We start from the raw sequence: 19,316 nt of genomic DNA on the forward strand, positions 1-19,316 counted from the left end.
CCAGCGCGCGGCCGCGGTGCTGCAGCATCGCGGCGAACCGCCGCGCCTCGCTTCTGACCATCGTCCCCGCGTTCAGGTGGTGGCGGGCGTCACCGCCGTGCGCCGCTGCAGGAAGGCGGGGACGCGCTCGGTCACGTCCCGCTGTGCTGCGGCGAGCCCGGCCCGGGTGCCGCCGAACGCGATGCCGCCGGTCCAGGGCGCATCGGTGGGGAACGTGCCGAGCCGGATCAGGTGGCCGGCGCCCCGGTAGTGCAGGTGCTGGTCGTCGTCGCGGTGCCGGCGTGCGAGCAGGGCGTCGGCCATCGGTCCCGACGGCCAGAGCTGGTCGTCGTCACCGGACACGCACAGGATCGGGCACGGGACGCGCTCGGACGGGATCGCGGCGGCGCCGACACCGCGCGCGAGCCCGGCCTCGTAGGCCGGCCGCAGGCGCAGCAGCGACGGGCGGTGGGCGGCGGTGTCGCGCCGGACGCTCCAGTCGTTGCGGACGATCTGGGGCATGAGCGCGCCGCTGGGCAGCGGCTGCCAGGGCAGGGGCGTCCCGCCGCGGGCCCAGGACGCGGTGTCGGGCACCTCGCCGCCCCCGCCGACGGCCTGCCAGGTCACGCTGCTGGGGCTGACGAGGACGAGGGCCGACAGGCGCGGTCCCAGCCCCGCGGCCGCGGCTGCCAGCAGCCCCTCCGACCCCCGCGAGACGGCCATGGCCGCGACCCGGGACCGGTCGACCGCGGCGTGCCCGGCGAGCAGGTCCAGGGCGGTGGCGAAGCGTTCGAGCGGGACCTCCTCGATCGCCTCCCCGATCGACCCCGCGCCCTGCGGCTCGGGGATCCAGGGCGCGGCGAGCGCCACGAAACCTCGCGAGGCGAGGAGCGCGGCGTGCGCGAACTGCGAGTCCGACCCGCCCTCCGAGCCGCCGAAGCACGCGACCGCGGGCAGCCCGCTGCCCCCGCCCGGCGGCAGCACCAGCGTCCCGCGCAGGCCGCCGACGTCGACCGAGGTCGGCTCCACCCCGTCCGCGGCCGTCCGCCGGGTCGCTGTGCGGCGCGCCGACCGCGTCCCCGAGCGGGCGGTCAGCGTCACCCGCCACGGGTCGACGGGCGGGACGAACAGGTCGGGCACGGCGCCCTCGGCGCCGAAGCGCATGGCCCACAGCGGGGCGGCCGGGTCGGCGGCGTCCCAGTCACCCGAGGTCGGGGCGGTGGCCGCGAGGTCGAGCGCGTCGGCGGCGGGGAACGCGGCCGTCGCGCGCCAGGGTCGGCCGACGAGGTCCACGCCCTCCGCCGTGAGCTCCACCTCCTGCGTCGCGCCGCGGACGACGACGTCGAACGGCTCGTCGTGGCGGGAGTCCGCCGGCGCCTCGATCACCAGCCCCTCGGTGACGTCCGGGGCGGGCGCGGGCTGCGGGACGACGGCGGGCGCGCCGGCGGAGCGGCGGTCGACCTCCGTCGAGCGGGCGGAGAACCAGGGCGGGAACGCCCCCGAGATCACGCCGCCGATCCCCATCAGCGCGAACGGGGCGACCCAGTAGCAGAGGATCGACAGGGTGTCGTCGGCGTCGAGCAGGGTCGCGTCGCCGTCCACGACCGGCGGGATCGCCGAGAGCACCGTCATCGCGGCGAACAGGCCGGCCCAGAGCCACGTCATCGCCGTCGTGATCGCCCGGAAGCCGTCGGTGCGCGCGGTGACTGCGTCCACTGAGGCGGTCGCGTAGTCGAGGACGAACGGGCGCCGCAGGGCGAGCCCGGCCAGCACGATGAGGAGCAGCCCGGCGTTGCCCAGCGGCTGGATCCACCGCTCGAGAACGGTGTCGGGTACGACGAAGGCGACGGCGGTGAGGAGGACGAACACCACGACGCTGCCGACGTCGAGGGTCTTCGGACGCTCGTGCCGGAGCCGGCCGACCACCACGGCGAGGGCGGCGACGGCGAGCGCGACGAGCAGCGCGGTGCGGAACGCGACGTTGCCGACCAGGATCCAGTAGACGATCCACGGGAGGAAGCCGAGGACGTAGCCCATCGGGTCATCCTGGCTGGTCACGGGCCCGCGGCGCGACGGTGTCACCTGTCGGGTGGGTACCGGCCCGGTGCCTCGGACCCCGGGCCGCAGAACTCGCCCCCGACGAACCCGTCGGTCTCGGGATCCCCGTGCTCGCCGACCTCGGCGGCGAACACCTCGGCGTCGTCGCGCGGCCGGTAGCCGAGCTCGTGGGCGCCGGCGAGGGCCCAGCGGCGCCGAATGTTGGCCGAGACACCCCAGACGATGCGGAAGCCCGGCGACGGGCAGGTCAGGGCCGCCTCGACCAGGCGGCCGCAGTCGTCGGGCGAGAGCCACGTGGCGAGCCCCCGTCGATCGGTGGGCCGGTCACGGCACGTCCCGATCCGCAGGCACACGACGTCGAGGCCGTGCCGGTCGTGGTAGAGGCTGCCGAGCGCCTCGCCGGCGACCTTGCTCACCCCGTAGAAGGTGTCGGGCCGGGGCGGCAGGCCGTCGGGCACGGGGTCGGTGCCGGGGTGGAAGCCGACGGCGTGGTTGCTGCTGGCGAACACGACGCGGCCGACCCCGGCGCGCCGTGCGGCCTCGAACACGGCGTAGGTGCCGTGGATGTTCACGGCGAGGACGTCGTCCCACGCCTCCTCGCCGGCGTACCCGCCGAGGTGGACGACGGCGTCGACGGCTCGACCGTCTCCCGCGCACGCCGCGGTGACCGCGTCGAGGTCGGCGACCGATGCGGTGACGGTCTCCTCGCCCGGTGCGGGGTCGGGGACGGCGGCGACGTCGAGCAGGCGCAGCGTGCGGGCGGGGCGCGCGAGGCGGGGACGCAGGTAGCCGCCGATGCGCCCGGCGGCGCCGGTGACGAGGACGCGCTCGGACATGGGTGCACCCTGCCCGACCGCCCCGACATCGTCGGGGTGACCCACGCCCGCGGGCTCGGCGACTGTCGGGGGCGTGGGTTAGCGTTCTCCTGAGTTCGAACACGTGTTCGAGGAGGCGCTCATGGGTGGTGCGTCGTCGTCGCCCGCCGGGCAGGTCCCGGCGCGGCGGTGGTCCGACCTGGGGGTCGTGCGGGCCTCCGAGCTGGGGGAGCTGCGGGGGCGGCGGGGTGCGCGCACGGTACCGCCGGCCCCGGTGGTCGAGCCGGCTGCAGTGGTCGACCCGGCCCGGCCGGAGCCTCCCCCCGACCGCGAGGGTGCGGCGGTGCTGCCGGTGGTCGGCCCGCTGGCGGAGCTCCTGCCCGCCGGCGGGCTGCGGCGCGGGTCGACGGTCGCGGTGTGCGGGTCGACGTCGCTGCTGCTCGCCGTGCTGGCCGAGGCGTCGCGGGCGGGGTCGTGGTGCGCGCTGGTGGGCCTGCCCGACCTCGGGGTCCAGGCCGCGGCCGAGGCGGGGCTCGACCTGGCGCGCACGGCGCTGGTGCCCCGCCCCGGGCCACGTCCGGCGGCGGTGGTGGCGGCGCTGGTCGACGGGGTCGACGTGGTCGTGCTCGACACCACGCTGCCGGGCGTGCGGTGGTCGGCGGGCGACCGGCAGCGGCTCGGGGCCCGGGTGCGCCAGCGCGGGGCGGTGCTGGTCCCGGTCACGGGGTCGCCGGGCACGTGGCCGGGCGCCGAGGTGGAGCTGCGCGCCGAGGGCGGCGCGTGGGCCGGGCTCGGCGGTGACGGCGCCGGCCGGTTGCGCTCGCGGCGGGTCCGCGTGCGGTGCGCGGCCCGGGGACGCCCCGGCGAGCGGGAGGCCCCGCTGCTGCTGCCGGGGCCGGCGGGGACGTGTGCGCCGGACGGGGAGCTCCCGGTCGGGGCGCCGCTCACCGGCCCGCCGGTGCCGCGGGGGCGGCCGGCGCCGGGATCAGCAGACGTGCCCGTGCGCATCGGGGTGGCGGGGTGAGCGCGCCGACGCGGGTGCTGGCCCTGTGGTGTCCCGACTGGCCGGTGGTGGCGGGCGCGGCCGAGGCGGGCCTGCCCGCCGCGCGGCCCGCCGCGGTCCTCGCGTCGCACCGGGTGGTGGCCTGCTCGGCGACGGCGCGGGCGCAGGGCGTGCGCCGGGGGCTGCGCCGGCGCGAGGCCCAGGCCCGCTGCCCGGACCTGGCGGTGCTCGCCCGCGACCCCGAGCGCGACGCCCGCTGCTTCGAGCCGGTCGCGGCGGCGGTGGAGGAGCTGGCGCCCGGGGTGGAGGTGGTGCGTCCGGGGCTGGTGGCGCTCTCGGCGCGGGGGCCCGCGCGCTACTTCGGCGGGGAGGAGGTCGTGGCCGAGCGCCTGGTCGACCACGTCGCGGGACGCACGCGCGTCGAGTGCCAGGTCGGGGTGGCCGACGGGCTGTTCGCGGCCGGCCTGGCCGCGCGCCGGTCGCTGCTGGTGCCGCCGGGGGAGAGCCCGGCGTTCCTCGCGCCGCTGCCGGTCACCGAGCTCGAGCTCGAGCCGGGCGTCGAGCCGGACACCGCCGGCGCCGACGACGACGCGAGCGCCGCGCGCGCCGAGCTCATCGGCCTGCTGCGTCGGCTCGGGCTCACCACGCTGGGTGCCTTCGCCGCCCTGTCGGCCACCGACGTGGCCTCGCGCTTCGACGCGGCCGCCGTCCGGGCCCACCGGCTGGCCCGGGGGCTCGACGAGCGCCCGCCGTCCCGGCGCCGGATCCCCGACGAGCTCACCGCCGAGCTGCCGCTCGACCCGCCGGTCGACCGCGTCGACGCCGCCGCCTTCGCCGCCCGCGCGCTGTCCGAGCGGCTGCACGAGGCCCTGGGCCGGGCGGGCCTGGCGTGCACGCGGCTCGGCGTGCAGGCCCGCACCACCGCCGGCGACGAGCTGGCCCGGGTGTGGCGCTGCGCCGAGCCCCTCACCCCGGCGGGCACGGCCGACCGCGTCCGCTGGCAGCTCGAGGGCTGGCTCTCCCGGCGCGGGCCCGGGTCGGGGGACGGCCGGGGGGACGGCCGGGGGGACGGCCGGGGGGACGGAGGCCTGACGGTGCTGCGCCTGGTGCCCGAGGAGGTGGTCGACGCCGGGCGGCTGCAGCTCGGGCTGTGGGGCGAGGTCGGGGTGGCCGACGAGCGGGCCGGGCGCGCGCTCGTGCGCGTCCAGGGCCTGCTCGGGCCCGGGGAGGTGCTCACGGGGGTGCCGGGTGGCGGGCGCGGCCCCGGCGAGCGGGTTCGGCTGGTGCCCTGGGGCGACGAGCGTGAGCCGGCGCTCGACCCGGCCGCGCCCTGGCCGGGGGCGCTGCCCGCGCCCTCGCCGGCCCGGGTGCCGCCCGAGCCGCTGCCGGCGAGGGTGCTCGACGCCGCCGGCGCGCCGGTGCACCGCGCGTCCCGCGGCCGGCTCTCGGCCCCGCCCGCGCACGTGGCGCTCGGCACCGACCCGGCTGCGCCCACAGCCCCCGTCCGGGCGTGGGGCGGTCCGTGGCCCGACCCCGGCCGCTGGTGGGACCCCCGGGCGGTCCCGGGCGGCAGCGTGCGCATCCAGGTCGTGTGCGCCACCGACGCCGACGAGATCGCTGCCGGCCGCGTCCCCGAGCCCGACCCGGCCGCCGACCTCGCGCCCGATCCGGTGGCCTCCGGCGCCGACGCGGTCGGGCGGGCGCTGCTGCTGGTCCACCGCGACGGCCGCTGGGCTGTGGAGGGAATCTATGACTGAGATCGGAGTCAGCCGCGACGGAGCCGGTCGGCCGAGGCGAGGACCTACGCCCGAGATCGCATCGAGGTCGATGGCGGTGCACCGGGCTCCGACTCCTCCGACTCCTCCGACGACACGGACGCCCCTCGTCCGCGGCGACGAGAACGACGGCGGGACGACGGCGGGGCGCCGAGCCGGTGACCCGGTGGACGTCGGTCTCGACGCGATCAAGGCCATAGGTCAGTGGTCCCGATCCGTCGGGGTCGATCCCGGAGCGGGAGGCGCCGATGGGCTGGGGTAACCCGCCGGTGAGCTGGTCGGAGATGGAGCGCCTGCTGGCCGGGCACCCTTCCGACAACCCGAGCATGCAGGGTCGGGGCAACGGGACGCGCAAGGCGATCCAAGGAGAGCCGCGAGCGCGGGGCGAGCCCCACGTCGGCCACGTCGGCCCCTGGCCCCCCGGGGACGGGGATCCGCCGGACGACTTCGTCCGCGACCCTTTGGCGTTCGACGACAGCGAGCGGACCGACGGTCCCGGCCGGATCCGCCCGCCGCGGGACGAGCAGTTCCCCGGCGACGGCGGCGACAGCCCGGCGTGGTCGCGCCACCGCACGCCCTACCGGCCGCCGGCGGGGACGCGGACGACGGGCGTCACGGTGCCGTACGCCGAGCTGCACGTGCACTCCAACTTCAGCTTCCTCGACGGCGCGTCGCACCCCGAGGAGCTGGTCGAGGAGGCCGCGCGGCTGGGACTCGAGGCGATCGCGCTCACCGACCACGACGGCGTGTACGGCGTGGTGCGCTTCGCCGAGGCCGCGCAGGAGCTGGGGGTGCCGACGGTCTACGGCGCCGAGCTCTCGCTGGGCCTGACCGCGCCGCAGAACGGGGTGCCCGACCCCGAAGGCGACCACCTGCTGGTCCTGGCCCGCGACCCCGATGGTTACCGGGCGATCTCGCGGGCGATCACCGAGGGGCAGATGCACACCCACGGCGAGAAGGGCCGCCCGGTGTACGACCCCGAGCGGGTCGCCTCGACGCTCGGCGGGCACGTCCAGGTGCTCACGGGGTGCCGCAAGGGATCGGTGCGCCGCGCGCTCGCGACCGGCGGGGCCACCGGAGCCGCAGCCGCCGCCCGCGAGATCGACCGCCTCGTCGCGCTGTTCGGCGCGGACAACGTCGCGGTTGAGCTCACCGACCAGGGCCTGCCCGACGACACCGAGCGCAACGCGGCCCTGGCCGAGCTCGCCGGGCGCGCCGACCGCGGGCGCGGGCTGCGCACCGTGGCCACCACGAACGCGCACTACGCCACCCCCGACCGTGCGCGGCTGGCCGCGGCGCTGGGTGCCGTACGGGCGCGGCGCAGCCTCGACGACGCCGAGGGCTGGCTGCCGCCCGGCGCGGCGCACCTGCGGTCGGGGGCCGAGATGGCCGAGCGGTTCGCGCGCCACCCCGAGGCGGTCGCCCACGCGGCGCGGCTGGGACGCGAGTGCGCCTTCGGCCTCGAGCTGCTGGCGCCCGAGCTGCCGCCGTTCGCGGTGCCCGAGGGCGAGACCGAGGCGAGCTGGCTGCGGCGGCTGACGTGGATGGGCGCGGCGGTGCGCTACGGCGACCGGATGCGCTCGCCGCGGGCCTACGAGGTGATCGACCACGAGCTGGACGTCATCGAGCGGCAGGGTTTCCCCGGCTACTTCCTCATCGTCGCCGACATCGTGCGGTTCTGCGACGACCACGACATCTACTGCCAGGGCCGGGGCTCGGCGGCCAACTCCGCGGTGTGCTTCGCGCTCGGCATCACCCACGTCGACGCCGTGGCGATGGGCCTGCTGTTCGAGCGGTTCCTCTCCCCGGAGCGCGACGGCTACCCCGACATCGACCTCGACATCGAGTCCGACCGCCGCGAGGAGGCCATCCAGTACGTCTACGCCCGCTACGGGCGCGACCGCGCCGCCCAGGTCGCCAACGTCATCACCTACCGGCCGCGCTCGGCGGTGCGCGACGCGGCGCGGGCGCTGGGGTTCGCCCAGGGCCAGCAGGACGCCTGGAGCAAGCAGATCGACCGGTGGGGTGGGCCGGGTGGAGGGGCAGCGGAGCTGGCCGGCCAGGTCCCGGGGATGCCGGTCGCCGTCGCGAGCCTCGCCGAGCAGATCGCCGGGTTCCCGCGCCACCTCGGCATCCACTCCGGCGGCATGGTCATCTGCGACCGCCCCGTCGACCAGGTGGTGCCCGTCGAGTGGGGGCGCATGCCCGGGCGCAGCGTCATCCAGTGGGACAAGGACGACGCGGCGGCGGTCGGGCTGGTCAAGTTCGACCTGCTCGGGCTGGGAATGCTCTCGGTGCTGCACTACGCGGCCGACCTGGTCGCCGAGCACCACGGCGTGCACGTACGCCTGCACGACCTGCAGGCCGTCGACGAGAAGGTGTTCGCGATGCTCGCCGAGGGCGACTCGGTGGGCGTGTTCCAGGTCGAGTCCCGTGCGCAGATGGCCACGCTGCCCCGCCTCAAACCGCGCGAGTTCTACGACCTCGTCGTCGAGGTGGCGCTCATCCGCCCCGGGCCCATCCAGGGCGGGTCGGTGCACCCCTACATCCGGCGGCGCAACGGGCTCGAGCGCGTCGTCTTCGACCACCCGCTCTGCGAGCCGGCGCTGGCCAAGACGCTGGGGGTGCCGCTGTTCCAGGAGCAGCTCATGCAGCTCGCGGTGGACGTCGCCGGTTTCACGGCGGCCGAGGCCGACGAGCTGCGCCGCGCCCTGTCGGCCAAGCGCTCCAGCGAGCGGATCGAGCGGATGCGCGAGCGGTTCTACGAGGGCATGGCGGCCAACGGGATCACCGGCGACCTCGCGGACACGATCTTCAACAAGACCAAGGCGTTCGCGAACTTCGGCTTCCCCGAGAGCCACTCGATCAGCTTCGCGTCGCTGGTCTACGTCAGCGCCTGGTACAAGCTCTACTACCCGGCGGCGTTCTGCGCGGCGCTGCTGCGCGCCCAGCCCATGGGCTTCTACTCCCCCCAGTCGCTCACGGCCGACGCCCGCCGCCACGGGGTGGTCGTGCTCGGCCCGGACGTGCAGGTCGGGGCGGACACCCCGGGCCTCGAACCCCACGCCGACAGCACCGGTGGGGTCGCCGTCCGGCTCGGGCTCGCCGAGGTCCGCGGGCTGGGCGAGGAGGTGGCCGCCCGGATCGTGGCCTGCCGGGACGGACCACAGGGCGGCACCGAGCACGGTGCCTACCGGGACGTGGCCGACCTCGCCCGGCGCGCCGAGCTGACCGCCGCGCAGGTCGAGGCGCTGGCCACCGCCGGGGCGCTCGGGTGCTTCGGGCTCGAGCGGCGCGAGGCGCTGTGGGCGGCCGGGGCCGCGGCCGCCGGGGTCGGGGTGGTGCGCGACGGTGTGCGCCACGACCGGCTGCCCGACACCGCGGTCGGCCTCGAGGCGCCGACGCTGCCGGGGATGAGCGCGGTCGAGCTCACGGTCGCCGACGTGTGGGCCACCGGCCTCACCCCCGACAGCCATCCGGTGACCCACCTGCGGGCCGCCCTCGACGAGCGTGGCGCGCTGTCGGTGGCCGCGGTCGCCGGCGTCACCGAGGGCGAGCGCATCGAGGTGGGCGGGGTGGTCACCCACCGCCAGCGCCCGGCGACCGCGGGCGGCACGACGTTCCTCAACCTCGAGGACGAGACCGGCATGCTCAACGTCGTCTGCTCCGAGGGGCTCTGGGCGCGGCACCGGGTGGTGGCGCGCACCAGCGCCGCGCTCGTCATCCGAGGCCGCGTCGAGCGGGCGCCCGACGCGTCCACGGTGGTCAACCTCATCGCCGACCGCGTCGAGCGCCTCGAGCTGCGCGTGCCCTCGAGCTCGCGGGACTTCCGCTGAGCGTCACCCGCCGATGATCGGCTTGCCCATCGGCAGCGGCTTGCCGCCGGTGGCCTGGCCGAGGGCGTCGACGAACAGGTACACGCCGACGAGGGCGAACGCGAACACCACGACGCCGCCGACGAACAGCAGCCCGGTCGAGCCGCTCGAGGTGCCGAGCAGCACCAGCAGCAGCGCTGCGTCGATGAGGACGAACAGCAGCGTGAACGCCGCGGGCAGGCGCAGCGAGGCCAGGGTGAGCACGACGATGCCGATCAGCCAGGTCAGCAGGAACGTCTCCTGGGCCCCGGTGGCCACGGCGGTGTCGGTGGAGGTCGGGCCGAACCAGTCGGCGCCCAACGACGTGGCCAGGACGGCGAAGCTCAGCCAGAACCCCGTGAAGATGCCGAAGATGGCGGCCGGCGCACCCGCCCCGACGCGGACCGCCCAGACGGTGGCGACGAGCTGCCCGATCCCGGTGCACATGAACAGGATCGGCAGCATGCCCACCAGCGCCGTGCTCGAGGAGCCGGTGAAGCCGACCAGGTACAGGCCGAGGGCCACCGAGCCGATCACGAACGTGGGCACCCCGACGAGTGCCGGGTTCGCGCCGGCGGCGGCCGCGTCGTCCGCACCGCTGCCGGTGTCGGGTGCTGCGTGGGCGGCGGTGGACTGCGCGTCGATGGTGGTCATTCCACTCCTCCTGTGGTCGACCGGGGCAGTCCCGCGGGCTCCTGTGGTCCCGGCGGGCGCACTGCTTCACCCCGATGTAGGAAGAGTGTGAGTTGAGACACGCCGTGAGCGCACCGGGCCGGACGGAGGGGGACGACCGGAGGGGGTGCCCGTCCGTCCGCACCGGTGGGCGACCCAGGGCATGCTGCGGTCATGGGCACAGGGCGGGGGAGACGCAGCGGGACCTCGGCCGTGCTGGGGGAGGCCGCGCGGGGTGTGGTCGGCGGCGCGGTGGGCACGGGGGCCATGGCGTTCGCGGCGCGGCTGCGGCGTGAGGCGTACGCCCGGCGTCACGGGATCGCGGTCTCGGAGATCGACGAGGTGCTCGACTACGACGACAGCGAGCACGTCGTCGTCGCCGCCTCCACCCTCCTCGACGCCGTGGTCGGCTGGGCGCCGCGGAGCGCGCGGGGTCGCCACGCGCTGTACTGGGTCGTGCACTGGGGCTACGGCTCCGTCGTCGGCGCCACCCACGTCGTCCTGCAGCGCGCGTTCGGCCGCGAGCCCGCGCCGGGTCTGGTGTTCCTCGCCGGCACCCAGGCGATGGCGCTCGGCCTGTTCCCGGTGCTCGGCGGCACCCCGCCGCCCTGGCGCTGGCGTCGCGACCTGCTGCGCACCAGCTTCGTGCAGCACGGGATCTACGCCGGGGGCGTCGCTGCGACCAACGCCCTCACCGCGCGTCGCGCGGTGTGATCCGGTGATCACTCCCGGGGAGCGCCGCGGAGCGTAGGTTCGCCCGGCGTGGCTCCACCGCGCTCGCGCACCGCGCTCGGCCTCGCCGCGGCCTTCGTCACCGGCGGGTTCATCGTCGCGCAGGCCCGGGTGAACGCCGAGCTCGGCACGCAGCTCGGCGACGGCGTGCTCGCCGCGGTCATCTCGTTCGGTCTGGGGCTCGTGCTGCTCCTCGTGCTCATGGCGCTGGTCCCCGCGGGCCGCCGCGGGCTGCGACGGGTCGGCGCCGCGCGGCGCCGCGGGTCGCTGCGCCCGTGGCAGCTGCTCGGCGGGCTCGGGGGTGCGATGCTCGTCGCCGGCCAGGGGCTCACGGCGCACGTGCTGGGCACGGCCCTGTTCACCATCGCGGTGGTCGCGGGGCAGTCCAGCGGCGGGCTGGTCGTCGACCGGGTCGGCCTCGGGCCCGCCGGCCCGCAGGCCACGACCCTGCCCCGGATCGTCGGGGCGGTCCTGATGCTCGGGGCGGTCGTGCTCTCGGTCGCTCCGTCGGTGAGCACGGAGGCGCCGGTCGCGCTGGCGCTGCTGCCGCTGGTCGCCGGCGTGGCCATCGCCACCCAGCAGGGCCTGAACGGGCGCGTCGCGGCGGCCGCCGGCGGCGACCCCGACGACCCGGACGCCGAGCGGGGATCGGTCCTGACCTCGGTGCTTCCTGCCGCCACGATCAACTTCATCGTCGGCTTCGCGGCGCTCGTCCTCGCGGGCGTCGTCGCGATCGCCGTGCTCGGCCCGCCGAACCCCCTGCCGACGGCCTGGTACCTCTACCTCGGCGGCCCGTTCGGTGCGGTCTTCATCGGGCTGAGCGCCTGGGTGGTCGGCCAGATCGGTGTCCTGCTGCTCTCGCTCGCGGCCGTCGCCGGGCAGGTCGTGTTCGCGCTGCTCCTCGACGTCGTCCTGCCCTCGGCCGCGGGGGCCCCGGGTCTGACCACCGTGCTCGGGGCCGCCCTGACGCTCGTGGCCGCCGGGGTCGCCGCCGCGCCCTGGCGGGCGCGGCGGCGGGCCCGCGCGGGGCGGTGAGGCGCCCGGGTCCCCGCCCGGTACCTGCCATGATGAGGTGGTGACCGCGACGAAGCTGGACGGCAAGGCCACGCTCGCGACCATCCTCGAGGACCTGCGGGCGCGGGTGGACGCCCTCACCGCGGCGGGGCGCACGCCGGGCCTCGGCACGGTGCTGGTGGGCGACGACCCGGGCTCGCACTCCTACGTGCGCGGCAAGCACAACGACTGCGCCAAGGTCGGTATCGCCTCGATCCGCCGCGACCTGCCCGCCGACGCCACCCAGGCCGACGTCGAGGCCACGATCGACGAGCTCAACGCCGACCCGGCGTGCACCGGTTACATCGTCCAACTGCCCCTGCCGAAGGGCCTCGACGCGGGCGCGGCGCTCGAGCGCATCGACCCGGACAAGGACGCCGACGGCCTGCACCCGACGAACCTCGGGCGACTGGTGCTGCAGGAGCCGGGCCCGCTGCCGTGCACCCCGCGCGGCGTGGTCGAGCTGCTGCGCCGCTACGACGTCCCGCTGAACGGCGCGAAGGTCACGGTCCTGGGTCGTGGCGTCACCGTCGGCCGCCCGCTCGGCCTGCTGCTGACGTTGCGTTCGGTGAACGCCACCGTCACCCTCTGCCACACGGGGACCAAGGACGTCGCCGCCGAGCTGCGCGCCGCCGACGTCATCGTGGCCGCCGCCGGGGTGCCCGGTCTGGTCACCGCCGACATGGTCAAGCCGGGCGCCGCGGTCCTCGACGTCGGCATCACCCGCGGCGAGCACGGCCTCGTCGGCGACGTCGCCCCCGAGGTCGCCGAGGTCGCTGGCTACCTCGCGCCGGTCCCCGGCGGGGTCGGCCCGATGACGCGCGGGATGCTGCTGACCAACGTCGTCGAGAGGGCGGAGCGGGCGGGGTGATCGCCCGGTGACGACCGTGTCCCCCCGGCCGACCCCGCCCTCCGGACCCGTGCCGCCCGACGACAGCCCCACCGAGGTGCTCCCGTCGAGCGCGGGGCGCCACGCCCGCCCACCGCGCACGCGGCAGGAGCGCCGCGCGGAGCTCCTGCGCAAGGTCCGCGCCCACCTGCCGTTCCTCGCGGTCATGCTCGTGGTCGCCGTCGCGTTCGGCCGCATCGCCCTGCAGCACTGGCGCGAGGGCACCACCGAGCTCGGTCTCGCGCTGCTGCTCGCGGGCGTGCTGCGCGCGAGCCTCACCCGCACCGCCGCGGGCCTGCTCGCCGTGCGCAGCCGGCGGGTCGACATCGTCACGTACACGCTGTTCGGCCTGGTCGTCATCGCCGTGTCGCTGACGATCACGGGAGGACCGCTCGCGACCCGCTGACCGCACCGGCTCCGGTCCGCCACGCCTGGTGTCACACCGCACGCCCGTCGTGGGTACTCCGCCCGTTGATAGCGTGCGGGCAGGTGGACGGCGCCGAGCGTCGGCGCTCACGAGGAGGGCTCACGAGTCGTGGCGAAGATCAAGGTAGAGGGCACCGTCGTCGAGCTCGACGGTGACGAGATGACGCGGATCATCTGGCAGTTCATCAAGGACAAGTTGATCCACCCGTACCTCGACATCGATCTCGAGTACTACGACCTGGGCATCGAGCACCGCGACGAGACCGACGACCAGGTCACCGTCGACGCCGCCAACGCGATCAAGAAGCACGGCGTCGGCGTCAAGTGCGCGACGATCACGCCGGACGAGGCGCGGGTCGAGGAGTTCGGGCTCAAGCGCATGTACCGCTCGCCCAACGGGACGATCCGCAACATCCTCGGCGGCGTCATCTTCCGCGAGCCGATCGTCTGCCAGAACATCCCGCGCTACGTCCCGCACTGGACCAAGCCGATCGTCGTCGGCCGTCACGCGCACGGCGACCAGTACCTCGCGCAGGACTTCAAGGTCCCGGGTCCCGGCACGGTCACCATCAGCTACACGCCCGACGACAGTGCTGGATCTCCTGGGGTGGAGCCGATGGAGTTCCAGGTCGCGAAGTTCCCCGAGGACGGCGGCGTCGCGCTGGGGATGTACAACTTCAAGGAGTCGATCGTCGACTTCGCCCGCGCCTCGCTGCGCTACGGGCTCGACCGGAACTACCCGGTCTACATGTCGACCAAGAACACCATCCTCAAGGCGTACGACGGCATGTTCCGCGACACCTTCGAGGAGATCTTCGAGTCCGAGTTCAAGGACGACTTCGAGAAGGCCGGCCTGACCTACGAGCACCGCCTGATCGACGACATGGTCGCCGCGGCGCTGAAGTGGGAGGGCGGCTACGTCTGGGCCTGCAAGAACTACGACGGCGACGTGCAGTCCGACATCGTGGCGCAGGGCTTCGGCTCGCTGGGTCTGATGACCTCGGTGCTGATGACCCCCGACGGCACGGTCGAGGCCGAGGCCGCCCACGGCACGGTGACGCGGCACTTCCGCCAGCACCAGCAGGGCAAGGAGACGTCGACCAACCCGGTCGCGTCGATCTTCGCCTGGAGCCGCGGGCTGTCCCAGCGGGGCAAGCTCGACGGCAACGACGCGCTGGTCGACTTCGCGCAGAAGATGGAGGACGTCTGCGTGAACACGATCGAGAGCGGCAAGATGACCAAGGACCTGGCGCTGCTCGTCGGCAAGGACGCCGACTACCTCAACACCCAGGACTTCCTCGACGCGATCGACGAGGGCCTCCAGAAGGCCGTCGCGAACTAGCGGGACCGACCACCGGGCCCCTTCCCCGCCGCGCGGGGGAGGGGCCCGCGTGTGTCCGGGTCACGGTCCGGGTAGCACGCGGCGGGGTTCGGGCAACCCCGCCGCGATCCGAACCCGTCCGCGCGCCCCGGAGGCCCCGATCGCTGACAGACTCTCGACCATGGACGAGGCCCCCGCCTCGCGGGACATCGCGCGCGGGCAGGCGCCCACGCGCGGCCACGTCATCGGCGAGGGCCTGGCGTGGGCCGCGCGGTGGAGCCTGCGCTTCCTCCTGGTCGCCGGCGGCCTGACGCTCTTCGGCCTGCTCGTCATCTGGCTGTGGGCGATCGTCTTCCCGGTGTTCCTCGGCCTGGTCATCGCGACGGTGCTCGAGCCGCCGGTGACGTGGTTGCGCGCGCACCGGTGGCCCGGCGCCCTGGCGACGGCCGTGGTCCTCCTCCTCGCGCTGGCCCTCTTCGGGGGGATCATCGCGCTGATCGCCCCGGCCGTGGCCGGGCAGTTCCCCCAGATCATCCAGGGGGCGGTCGGCGGCATCCAGCAGATCCAGACCTGGCTGCAGGGCCCGCCGTTCAACCTGGGCGCGAGCCAGATCGGTCAGTACGTCCAGGCCGCCACCGACCGGTTGCAGCAGAGTGCCGGACAGATCGCCGGCGGCGTCGTCACCGGGCTCACGGCGGTCGCGAACGGGGTCGTCAACGCCGTCCTCGCCCTGGTGCTGGCCTTCCTCTTCGTCAAGGACGGGCCGAAGTTCCTGCCCTGGCTGCGGCGCATGGCCGGGCCGACATCGGGGGGCCACCTCGCCGAGGTCGGCGGGCGGGCGTGGCTGCGCCTGGGCGGGTTCATCCGCAGCCAGGCGCTGATCGGGTTCGTCGACGCGGTGTTCATCGGCATCGGCCTGGTGATCTTCGGCGTGCCGTTGGCCCTGCCGCTCGCGGTGCTGACGTTCTTCGGCGCGTTCATCCCGATCGTCGGCGCCCTCGTGGCCGGGGCGCTCGCGGTGCTCATCGCGCTCGTCGTCCAGGGGTTCGCGACGGCGCTCGGGGTGCTGATCCTGATCCTCGTCGTGCAGCAGGTCGAGGGGAACCTGCTCCAGCCGCTGGTCCAGGGTCGGGGTCTGGGCCTCAACGCGGCCGTCGTGATCCTCGCGGTGACCGCCGGGTCGAGCCTCGCCGGCATCGCCGGGGCGTTCCTCGCCGTGCCGGTGGCCGCTGTCCTCGCCGAGATCCTCCGCTACCTCGGCGAGCGGATCGACGCGCAGACGGGCGAGGGGGGCGATCCGGAGGAGGCGCCGGGCGAGCCGGAGGCGACGGACGCGGTGGCGGGCGCGGCGACCGTCCCGGCCGGCGGCCGGCCGGCGGACGCCACGGACGGCTACACCGACGGCGGCACCGAGGACCCCGCCGAGGCCGACGCCGACGGCGGCACCGACGGCCCCACCGACGCCGGTTCGGGAGCGAGCTCCCGCGCGGGAGACGGGGACGGCGCCGTGCCGACCGCGCGGACCCCGGGCATCGAGGACCGCTCGGTCGGCGGCGGGTAGCGCGTCACGCCCGGCGGGTCGACCAGAGGCGGCGCGGGTCGCGGAGCAGCGCGGCGGTCTCGTGGCGCCGCGCCCAGGCCACCACGGCCACGAGCACGAGCACCACGGCCGGGACGGGGACCATCGCGACGCCCACCGTCGCGGCGGTGATGACGACGGCGCCGATCATGAGCGCGACGAAGGCGGTTGCGGCGAGCCCGGCGAGGCGCGGGATCAGCAGCCCGATCGCCCCGAGCAGCTCGAGCACGCCGATGGTCACGGTGCCCGCCGGCCCGATCCCCATGGCCGCGAAGCCGGCGACGACCGTCGGGTCGAGCCCGACCTTCCCGATCCCCGACGCCACGTAGACCGCGGCGAGCAGCACCTGCAGCACGACCAGGGCGTACCGGCGCGCGCGGGAACGGGTGGCGGTGGGCGTGGCGATCGTGGTCATGGTCATCGTCCTCTCGGTTGCGCAACTCCTTGGTTGATATGAAAGCAGGACTATGAGGTAGCGTCAAGGGGTGGGATGTGTCAGCGGTGGGCCATCGCTGACACTCGACGTCCGTATCGCCACACGCTCACGTGGGCGTGGTGAGGTCGAGCGCGTACGACTGGCCGACGAGCTCGGCGCCGAACTCGCGGTGCCGCTCCTCGCCTGTGAGCACGAATCCGGTACCGAGGTAGAGGCGCCGGGCGGCGGCGAGGGGTTCGTTGGTCCAGAGGACGAGCCGCTCGTGCCCCGTGGCGCGGGCGAAGTCGACGCAACTCGCAACCAGTCGGCGCCCGACGCCGTGACCCCGGGCGCTGGGGTCGACCAGCAGCAGGCGAAGCCGCGCGGTGCGGGCGTCCTCGTGCACACACAGCACGCTGCCGACGCGGACACCGTCCAGTTCGGCGATCCAGCCGGCCTCGGCGCCGTCCCGCCGCACTTCGGCGTGGTCCGCGAGGATCCGCGCGGTCACCGCCTCGACGTCCCAGCCGTACTCCTCGGCGTAGCGCTCGCCGTGGGCCAGGAGCACCCAGCCCAGATCCCCGGGGCGATCGAGCGCCCGGATCGTCACCTCGCCCATCGCGACCTCCTCACTGAAACGGGCGTTTCAGTGAAGCACACTGGGCGGGTGGCTGGCACGGCTCCGGACGGCGGATCGGCGCGGCAGCAGGAGCTGCTCGAGGCGGCGTACGCGTGGGTGCTCGAGCGCGGGTGGGCGGGGATGTCGCTGCGCCCCCTCGCCGAGGCGATCGGCTCGAGCCCCCGGGTGCTGCTGTTCCTGTTCGGCAGCAAGGACGGGCTGGTGCGCGCGCTGCTGGCCCGCAGTCGGGCCGACCAGCTGGCGGTGCTCGACGCGGTCGGCGATTCCGGTGACCTGGCCACGGTCGGCGCGCGCGTGTGGGCCTGGCTCGCCGCTCCGGAGCACCGTGCCCTGCTGCGGCTGTGGCTCGAGGCCTACACGCGCTCGGTGGGCGACGCCGGTGACGGCCCGTGGGCGGGGTTCGCCGCCCGCACGGTCGCCGACTGGGACGCGCTGCTCGCCCGCCACCAGCCCCCGGCACACCGTGACACCGCCGCCGGCGTCGCCGAGCGTGCCCTGCTGCTGGCGGTGCTGCGCGGCGCGCTGCTCGACCTGCTCGCCACGGGCGAGACCGCGCGCCTCGACGCCGCGGTCGGCGCGCACCTCGCGGCGTTGTGAACGTGCCGTGTGCCGTCGCCGCCCGCCCCCGGCGTGTCGCGCGAGCGAGGCTGTGGCGATCCTGGCATCCAGTGCCAGCAAAGCCGCATTGCTCGCACACCCCGTGTACCGACCGACAGTCACGGGTGGGGGTCGGGACGTGGGCGGTCGGGGGCGTCGCGGCGTACGTTCGGGGCCGTGGCCGATCTCCCCGACATCGCGCGACCGCCGCGCGCGCTGGTCGAGCTGCCCGAGCCCCCGGAGCCGTCGCACACCGCGGTCCGGGAGGCACTGGAGCGTGCCGCCGGCGGTGCACTCGCGGGCGACCCCGAGCACCGGGCCGTCCTCGCCGACGCGACGGCGCTGCTCGCGGCGCGGGGCCACGAGCTCGACGCGCTGCTCGGCCTGGCCGCCGCCCGGCGCGACGCGCACCTCGCCGGTGAGGGGCGCCCGGGCGTCGTCACCTACAGCCCCAAGGTGTTCGTCCCGCTGACCCGCCTGTGCCGGGACCGCTGCCACTACTGCACCTTCGCCACCGTGCCCGGGCGGCTGCCCGCGGCCTACCTCGAGCGCGACGAGGTCCTCGCGATCGCCCGCGAGGGCGCCGCGCAGGGCTGCACCGAGGTGCTGTTCACCCTCGGTGACCGGCCCGAGGACCGCTGGGCGGCGGCCCGCGACTGGCTCGGCGCCCGCGGCCTGGGCTCGACGCTCGACCACGTGCACGACTCCGCCGCGGCGGTCCTCCACGAGACCGGCCTGTTGCCCCACCTCAACCCCGGCGTCATGGACCTCGTCGAGCTCCAGCGGCTCCGGGCGGTCGCTCCGTCGATGGGGATGATGCTCGAGACCACCGCGACGCGGCTGTGGTCGCAGCCGGGCGGGGCGCACTTCGGCTCGCCGGACAAGGAGCCGGCGCTGCGCCGCCGCGTCGTCGACGACGCGGGCCGGGCGCGTGTGCCGTTCACCACGGGCATCCTCGTCGGCATCGGCGAGCACCGCGCCGAGCGTGCGCAGTCGCTGCTCGAGCTCGCGGCGTCGGCGCGGCGCGGCGAGCACGTGCAGGAGGTCATCGTCCAGAACTTCCGCGCCAAGCCCGACACCGCCATGCGCGGTGAGCCCGACGCCGAGTTCGACGCCTTCGTCGCGGCGGTGGCCGTCGCGCGGCTGATCATGCCACTCGGTGTCAGCGTCCAGGCGCCGCCGAACCTGGCCGGCGAGCTGGACGACACCCAGAGCGCCGCCGCCGAGCAGGCCCTGCTCCTGCGCGCCGGCATCGACGACTGGGGCGGGGTCTCGCCCGTGACACCCGACCACGTCAACCCCGAGCGGCCCTGGCCCGGGCTCGACGCGCTGCGGGCCGTCACCGCGGCGGCGGGCTTCACCCTCACCCCGAGGTTGACGATCTACCCGCGCTACGTCCACGACCCGAACCGCTGGCTGCACCCCGACCTCGTCGACCCCGTGATCGCGCTGGCCGACGCGCGGGGGCTGGCGCGCGTGCGTCAGCCGGCGGGCGTGGGGTGACGGCA

The 19,316-nt window shown here is 75.6% G+C and carries 16 protein-coding genes; 11 read left to right on the forward strand and 5 right to left on the reverse strand.

What is annotated here, in order from left to right; translation table 11 throughout:
* Positions 1-72 precede the first annotated feature (72 nt).
* Positions 73-2,037: an acyl-CoA thioester hydrolase/BAAT C-terminal domain-containing protein gene (locus C8D89_RS18595; protein ID WP_207787298.1), complete on the reverse strand. Its 1,965-nt coding sequence runs from the start codon at positions 2,035-2,037 to the stop codon at positions 73-75.
* Positions 2,038-2,057: 20 nt separating this feature from the next.
* Entirely contained in the window at positions 2,058-2,873 is an 816-nt protein-coding gene (locus C8D89_RS18600) for an NAD-dependent epimerase/dehydratase family protein (protein WP_116709618.1), read from the reverse strand.
* 121 nt (positions 2,874-2,994) lie between these two features.
* On the opposite strand from C8D89_RS18600, the gene C8D89_RS18605 reads away from it, so the two are divergent.
* From C8D89_RS18605 to C8D89_RS18615, 3 genes are all read left to right on the forward strand, one after another.
* A complete protein-coding gene (locus tag C8D89_RS18605) occupies positions 2,995-3,876 on the forward strand; it encodes a serine/threonine-protein kinase (RefSeq protein ID WP_133251965.1) in 882 nt (293 codons plus the stop codon).
* On the forward strand, positions 3,873-5,612 hold the full coding sequence (locus C8D89_RS18610) for a DNA polymerase Y family protein (protein WP_116709620.1): 1,740 nt from the start codon (positions 3,873-3,875) through the stop codon (positions 5,610-5,612). Before C8D89_RS18605 ends, C8D89_RS18610 begins: the two co-directional genes overlap by 4 nt.
* Positions 5,613-5,878: 266 nt before the next feature.
* Entirely contained in the window at positions 5,879-9,466 is a 3,588-nt protein-coding gene (locus tag C8D89_RS18615; protein ID WP_243418225.1) for an error-prone DNA polymerase, read from the forward strand.
* A 3-nt stretch (positions 9,467-9,469) separates the two neighbouring features.
* Here C8D89_RS18615 and C8D89_RS18620 read toward each other — a convergent pair whose 3' ends face one another.
* Positions 9,470-10,138, reverse strand: coding sequence for a GPR1/FUN34/YaaH family transporter (locus tag C8D89_RS18620; RefSeq protein WP_116709621.1), 669 nt, complete (start codon positions 10,136-10,138; stop codon positions 9,470-9,472).
* A gap of 192 nt (positions 10,139-10,330) precedes the next feature.
* Between C8D89_RS18620 and C8D89_RS18625 the strand changes: the two genes are divergently transcribed.
* The 6 genes from C8D89_RS18625 to C8D89_RS18650 all read left to right on the forward strand — a co-directional run bounded on the left by C8D89_RS18625 (position 10,331) and on the right by C8D89_RS18650 (position 16,138).
* The gene (locus C8D89_RS18625) at positions 10,331-10,870 is read left to right on the forward strand and encodes a hypothetical protein (protein ID WP_133251966.1); all 540 of its coding nucleotides are present in this window, start codon (positions 10,331-10,333) and stop codon (positions 10,868-10,870) included.
* Positions 10,871-10,918: 48 nt separating this feature from the next.
* Positions 10,919-11,923: a DMT family transporter gene (locus C8D89_RS18630; protein WP_116709623.1), complete on the forward strand. Its 1,005-nt coding sequence runs from the start codon at positions 10,919-10,921 to the stop codon at positions 11,921-11,923.
* Positions 11,924-11,963: 40 nt separating this feature from the next.
* Positions 11,964-12,812 (forward strand): bifunctional methylenetetrahydrofolate dehydrogenase/methenyltetrahydrofolate cyclohydrolase, encoded by an 849-nt coding sequence (locus C8D89_RS18635; RefSeq protein WP_116709624.1) that lies wholly within the window; start codon positions 11,964-11,966, stop codon positions 12,810-12,812.
* A 7-nt stretch (positions 12,813-12,819) separates the two neighbouring features.
* Positions 12,820-13,236 (forward strand): DUF3017 domain-containing protein, encoded by a 417-nt coding sequence (locus C8D89_RS30985; RefSeq protein ID WP_341477325.1) that lies wholly within the window; start codon positions 12,820-12,822, stop codon positions 13,234-13,236.
* Between the two features lie 129 nt (positions 13,237-13,365).
* The gene (locus tag C8D89_RS18645; RefSeq protein WP_116709625.1) at positions 13,366-14,598 is read left to right on the forward strand and encodes an NADP-dependent isocitrate dehydrogenase; all 1,233 of its coding nucleotides are present in this window, start codon (positions 13,366-13,368) and stop codon (positions 14,596-14,598) included.
* Between the two features lie 160 nt (positions 14,599-14,758).
* Positions 14,759-16,138 carry an AI-2E family transporter gene (locus C8D89_RS18650; RefSeq protein WP_207787299.1) on the forward strand — a complete coding sequence of 460 codons (1,380 nt, stop codon included), beginning with the start codon at positions 14,759-14,761 and terminating at the stop codon, positions 16,136-16,138.
* A gap of 4 nt (positions 16,139-16,142) precedes the next feature.
* Here the strand turns inward: C8D89_RS18650 and C8D89_RS18655 are convergent, their stop codons facing one another.
* Together C8D89_RS18655 and C8D89_RS18660 are read right to left on the reverse strand one after the other, a co-directional pair.
* Entirely contained in the window at positions 16,143-16,571 is a 429-nt protein-coding gene (locus C8D89_RS18655; RefSeq protein WP_243418226.1) for a DoxX family protein, read from the reverse strand.
* 127 nt (positions 16,572-16,698) lie between these two features.
* Complete coding sequence (locus C8D89_RS18660) at positions 16,699-17,190, reverse strand: GNAT family N-acetyltransferase (protein WP_116709627.1); 492 nt, start codon at positions 17,188-17,190, stop codon at positions 16,699-16,701.
* Between the two features lie 48 nt (positions 17,191-17,238).
* Here C8D89_RS18660 and C8D89_RS18665 point away from each other — a divergent pair, with 48 nt between their 5' ends.
* Both C8D89_RS18665 and cofG read left to right on the forward strand, forming a co-directional pair.
* Positions 17,239-17,808 carry a TetR/AcrR family transcriptional regulator gene (locus C8D89_RS18665; RefSeq protein WP_116709628.1) on the forward strand — a complete coding sequence of 190 codons (570 nt, stop codon included), beginning with the start codon at positions 17,239-17,241 and terminating at the stop codon, positions 17,806-17,808.
* 177 nt (positions 17,809-17,985) lie between these two features.
* A complete protein-coding gene (gene cofG / locus C8D89_RS30395) occupies positions 17,986-19,311 on the forward strand; it encodes a 7,8-didemethyl-8-hydroxy-5-deazariboflavin synthase CofG (RefSeq protein WP_243418227.1) in 1,326 nt (441 codons plus the stop codon).
* Positions 19,312-19,316 lie beyond the last annotated feature (5 nt).

Origin of the sequence: Actinomycetospora cinnamomea (genome assembly GCF_003096675.1) — a bacterium.
GTDB classification, from domain to species: Bacteria; Actinomycetota; Actinomycetes; order Mycobacteriales; family Pseudonocardiaceae; genus Actinomycetospora; species Actinomycetospora cinnamomea.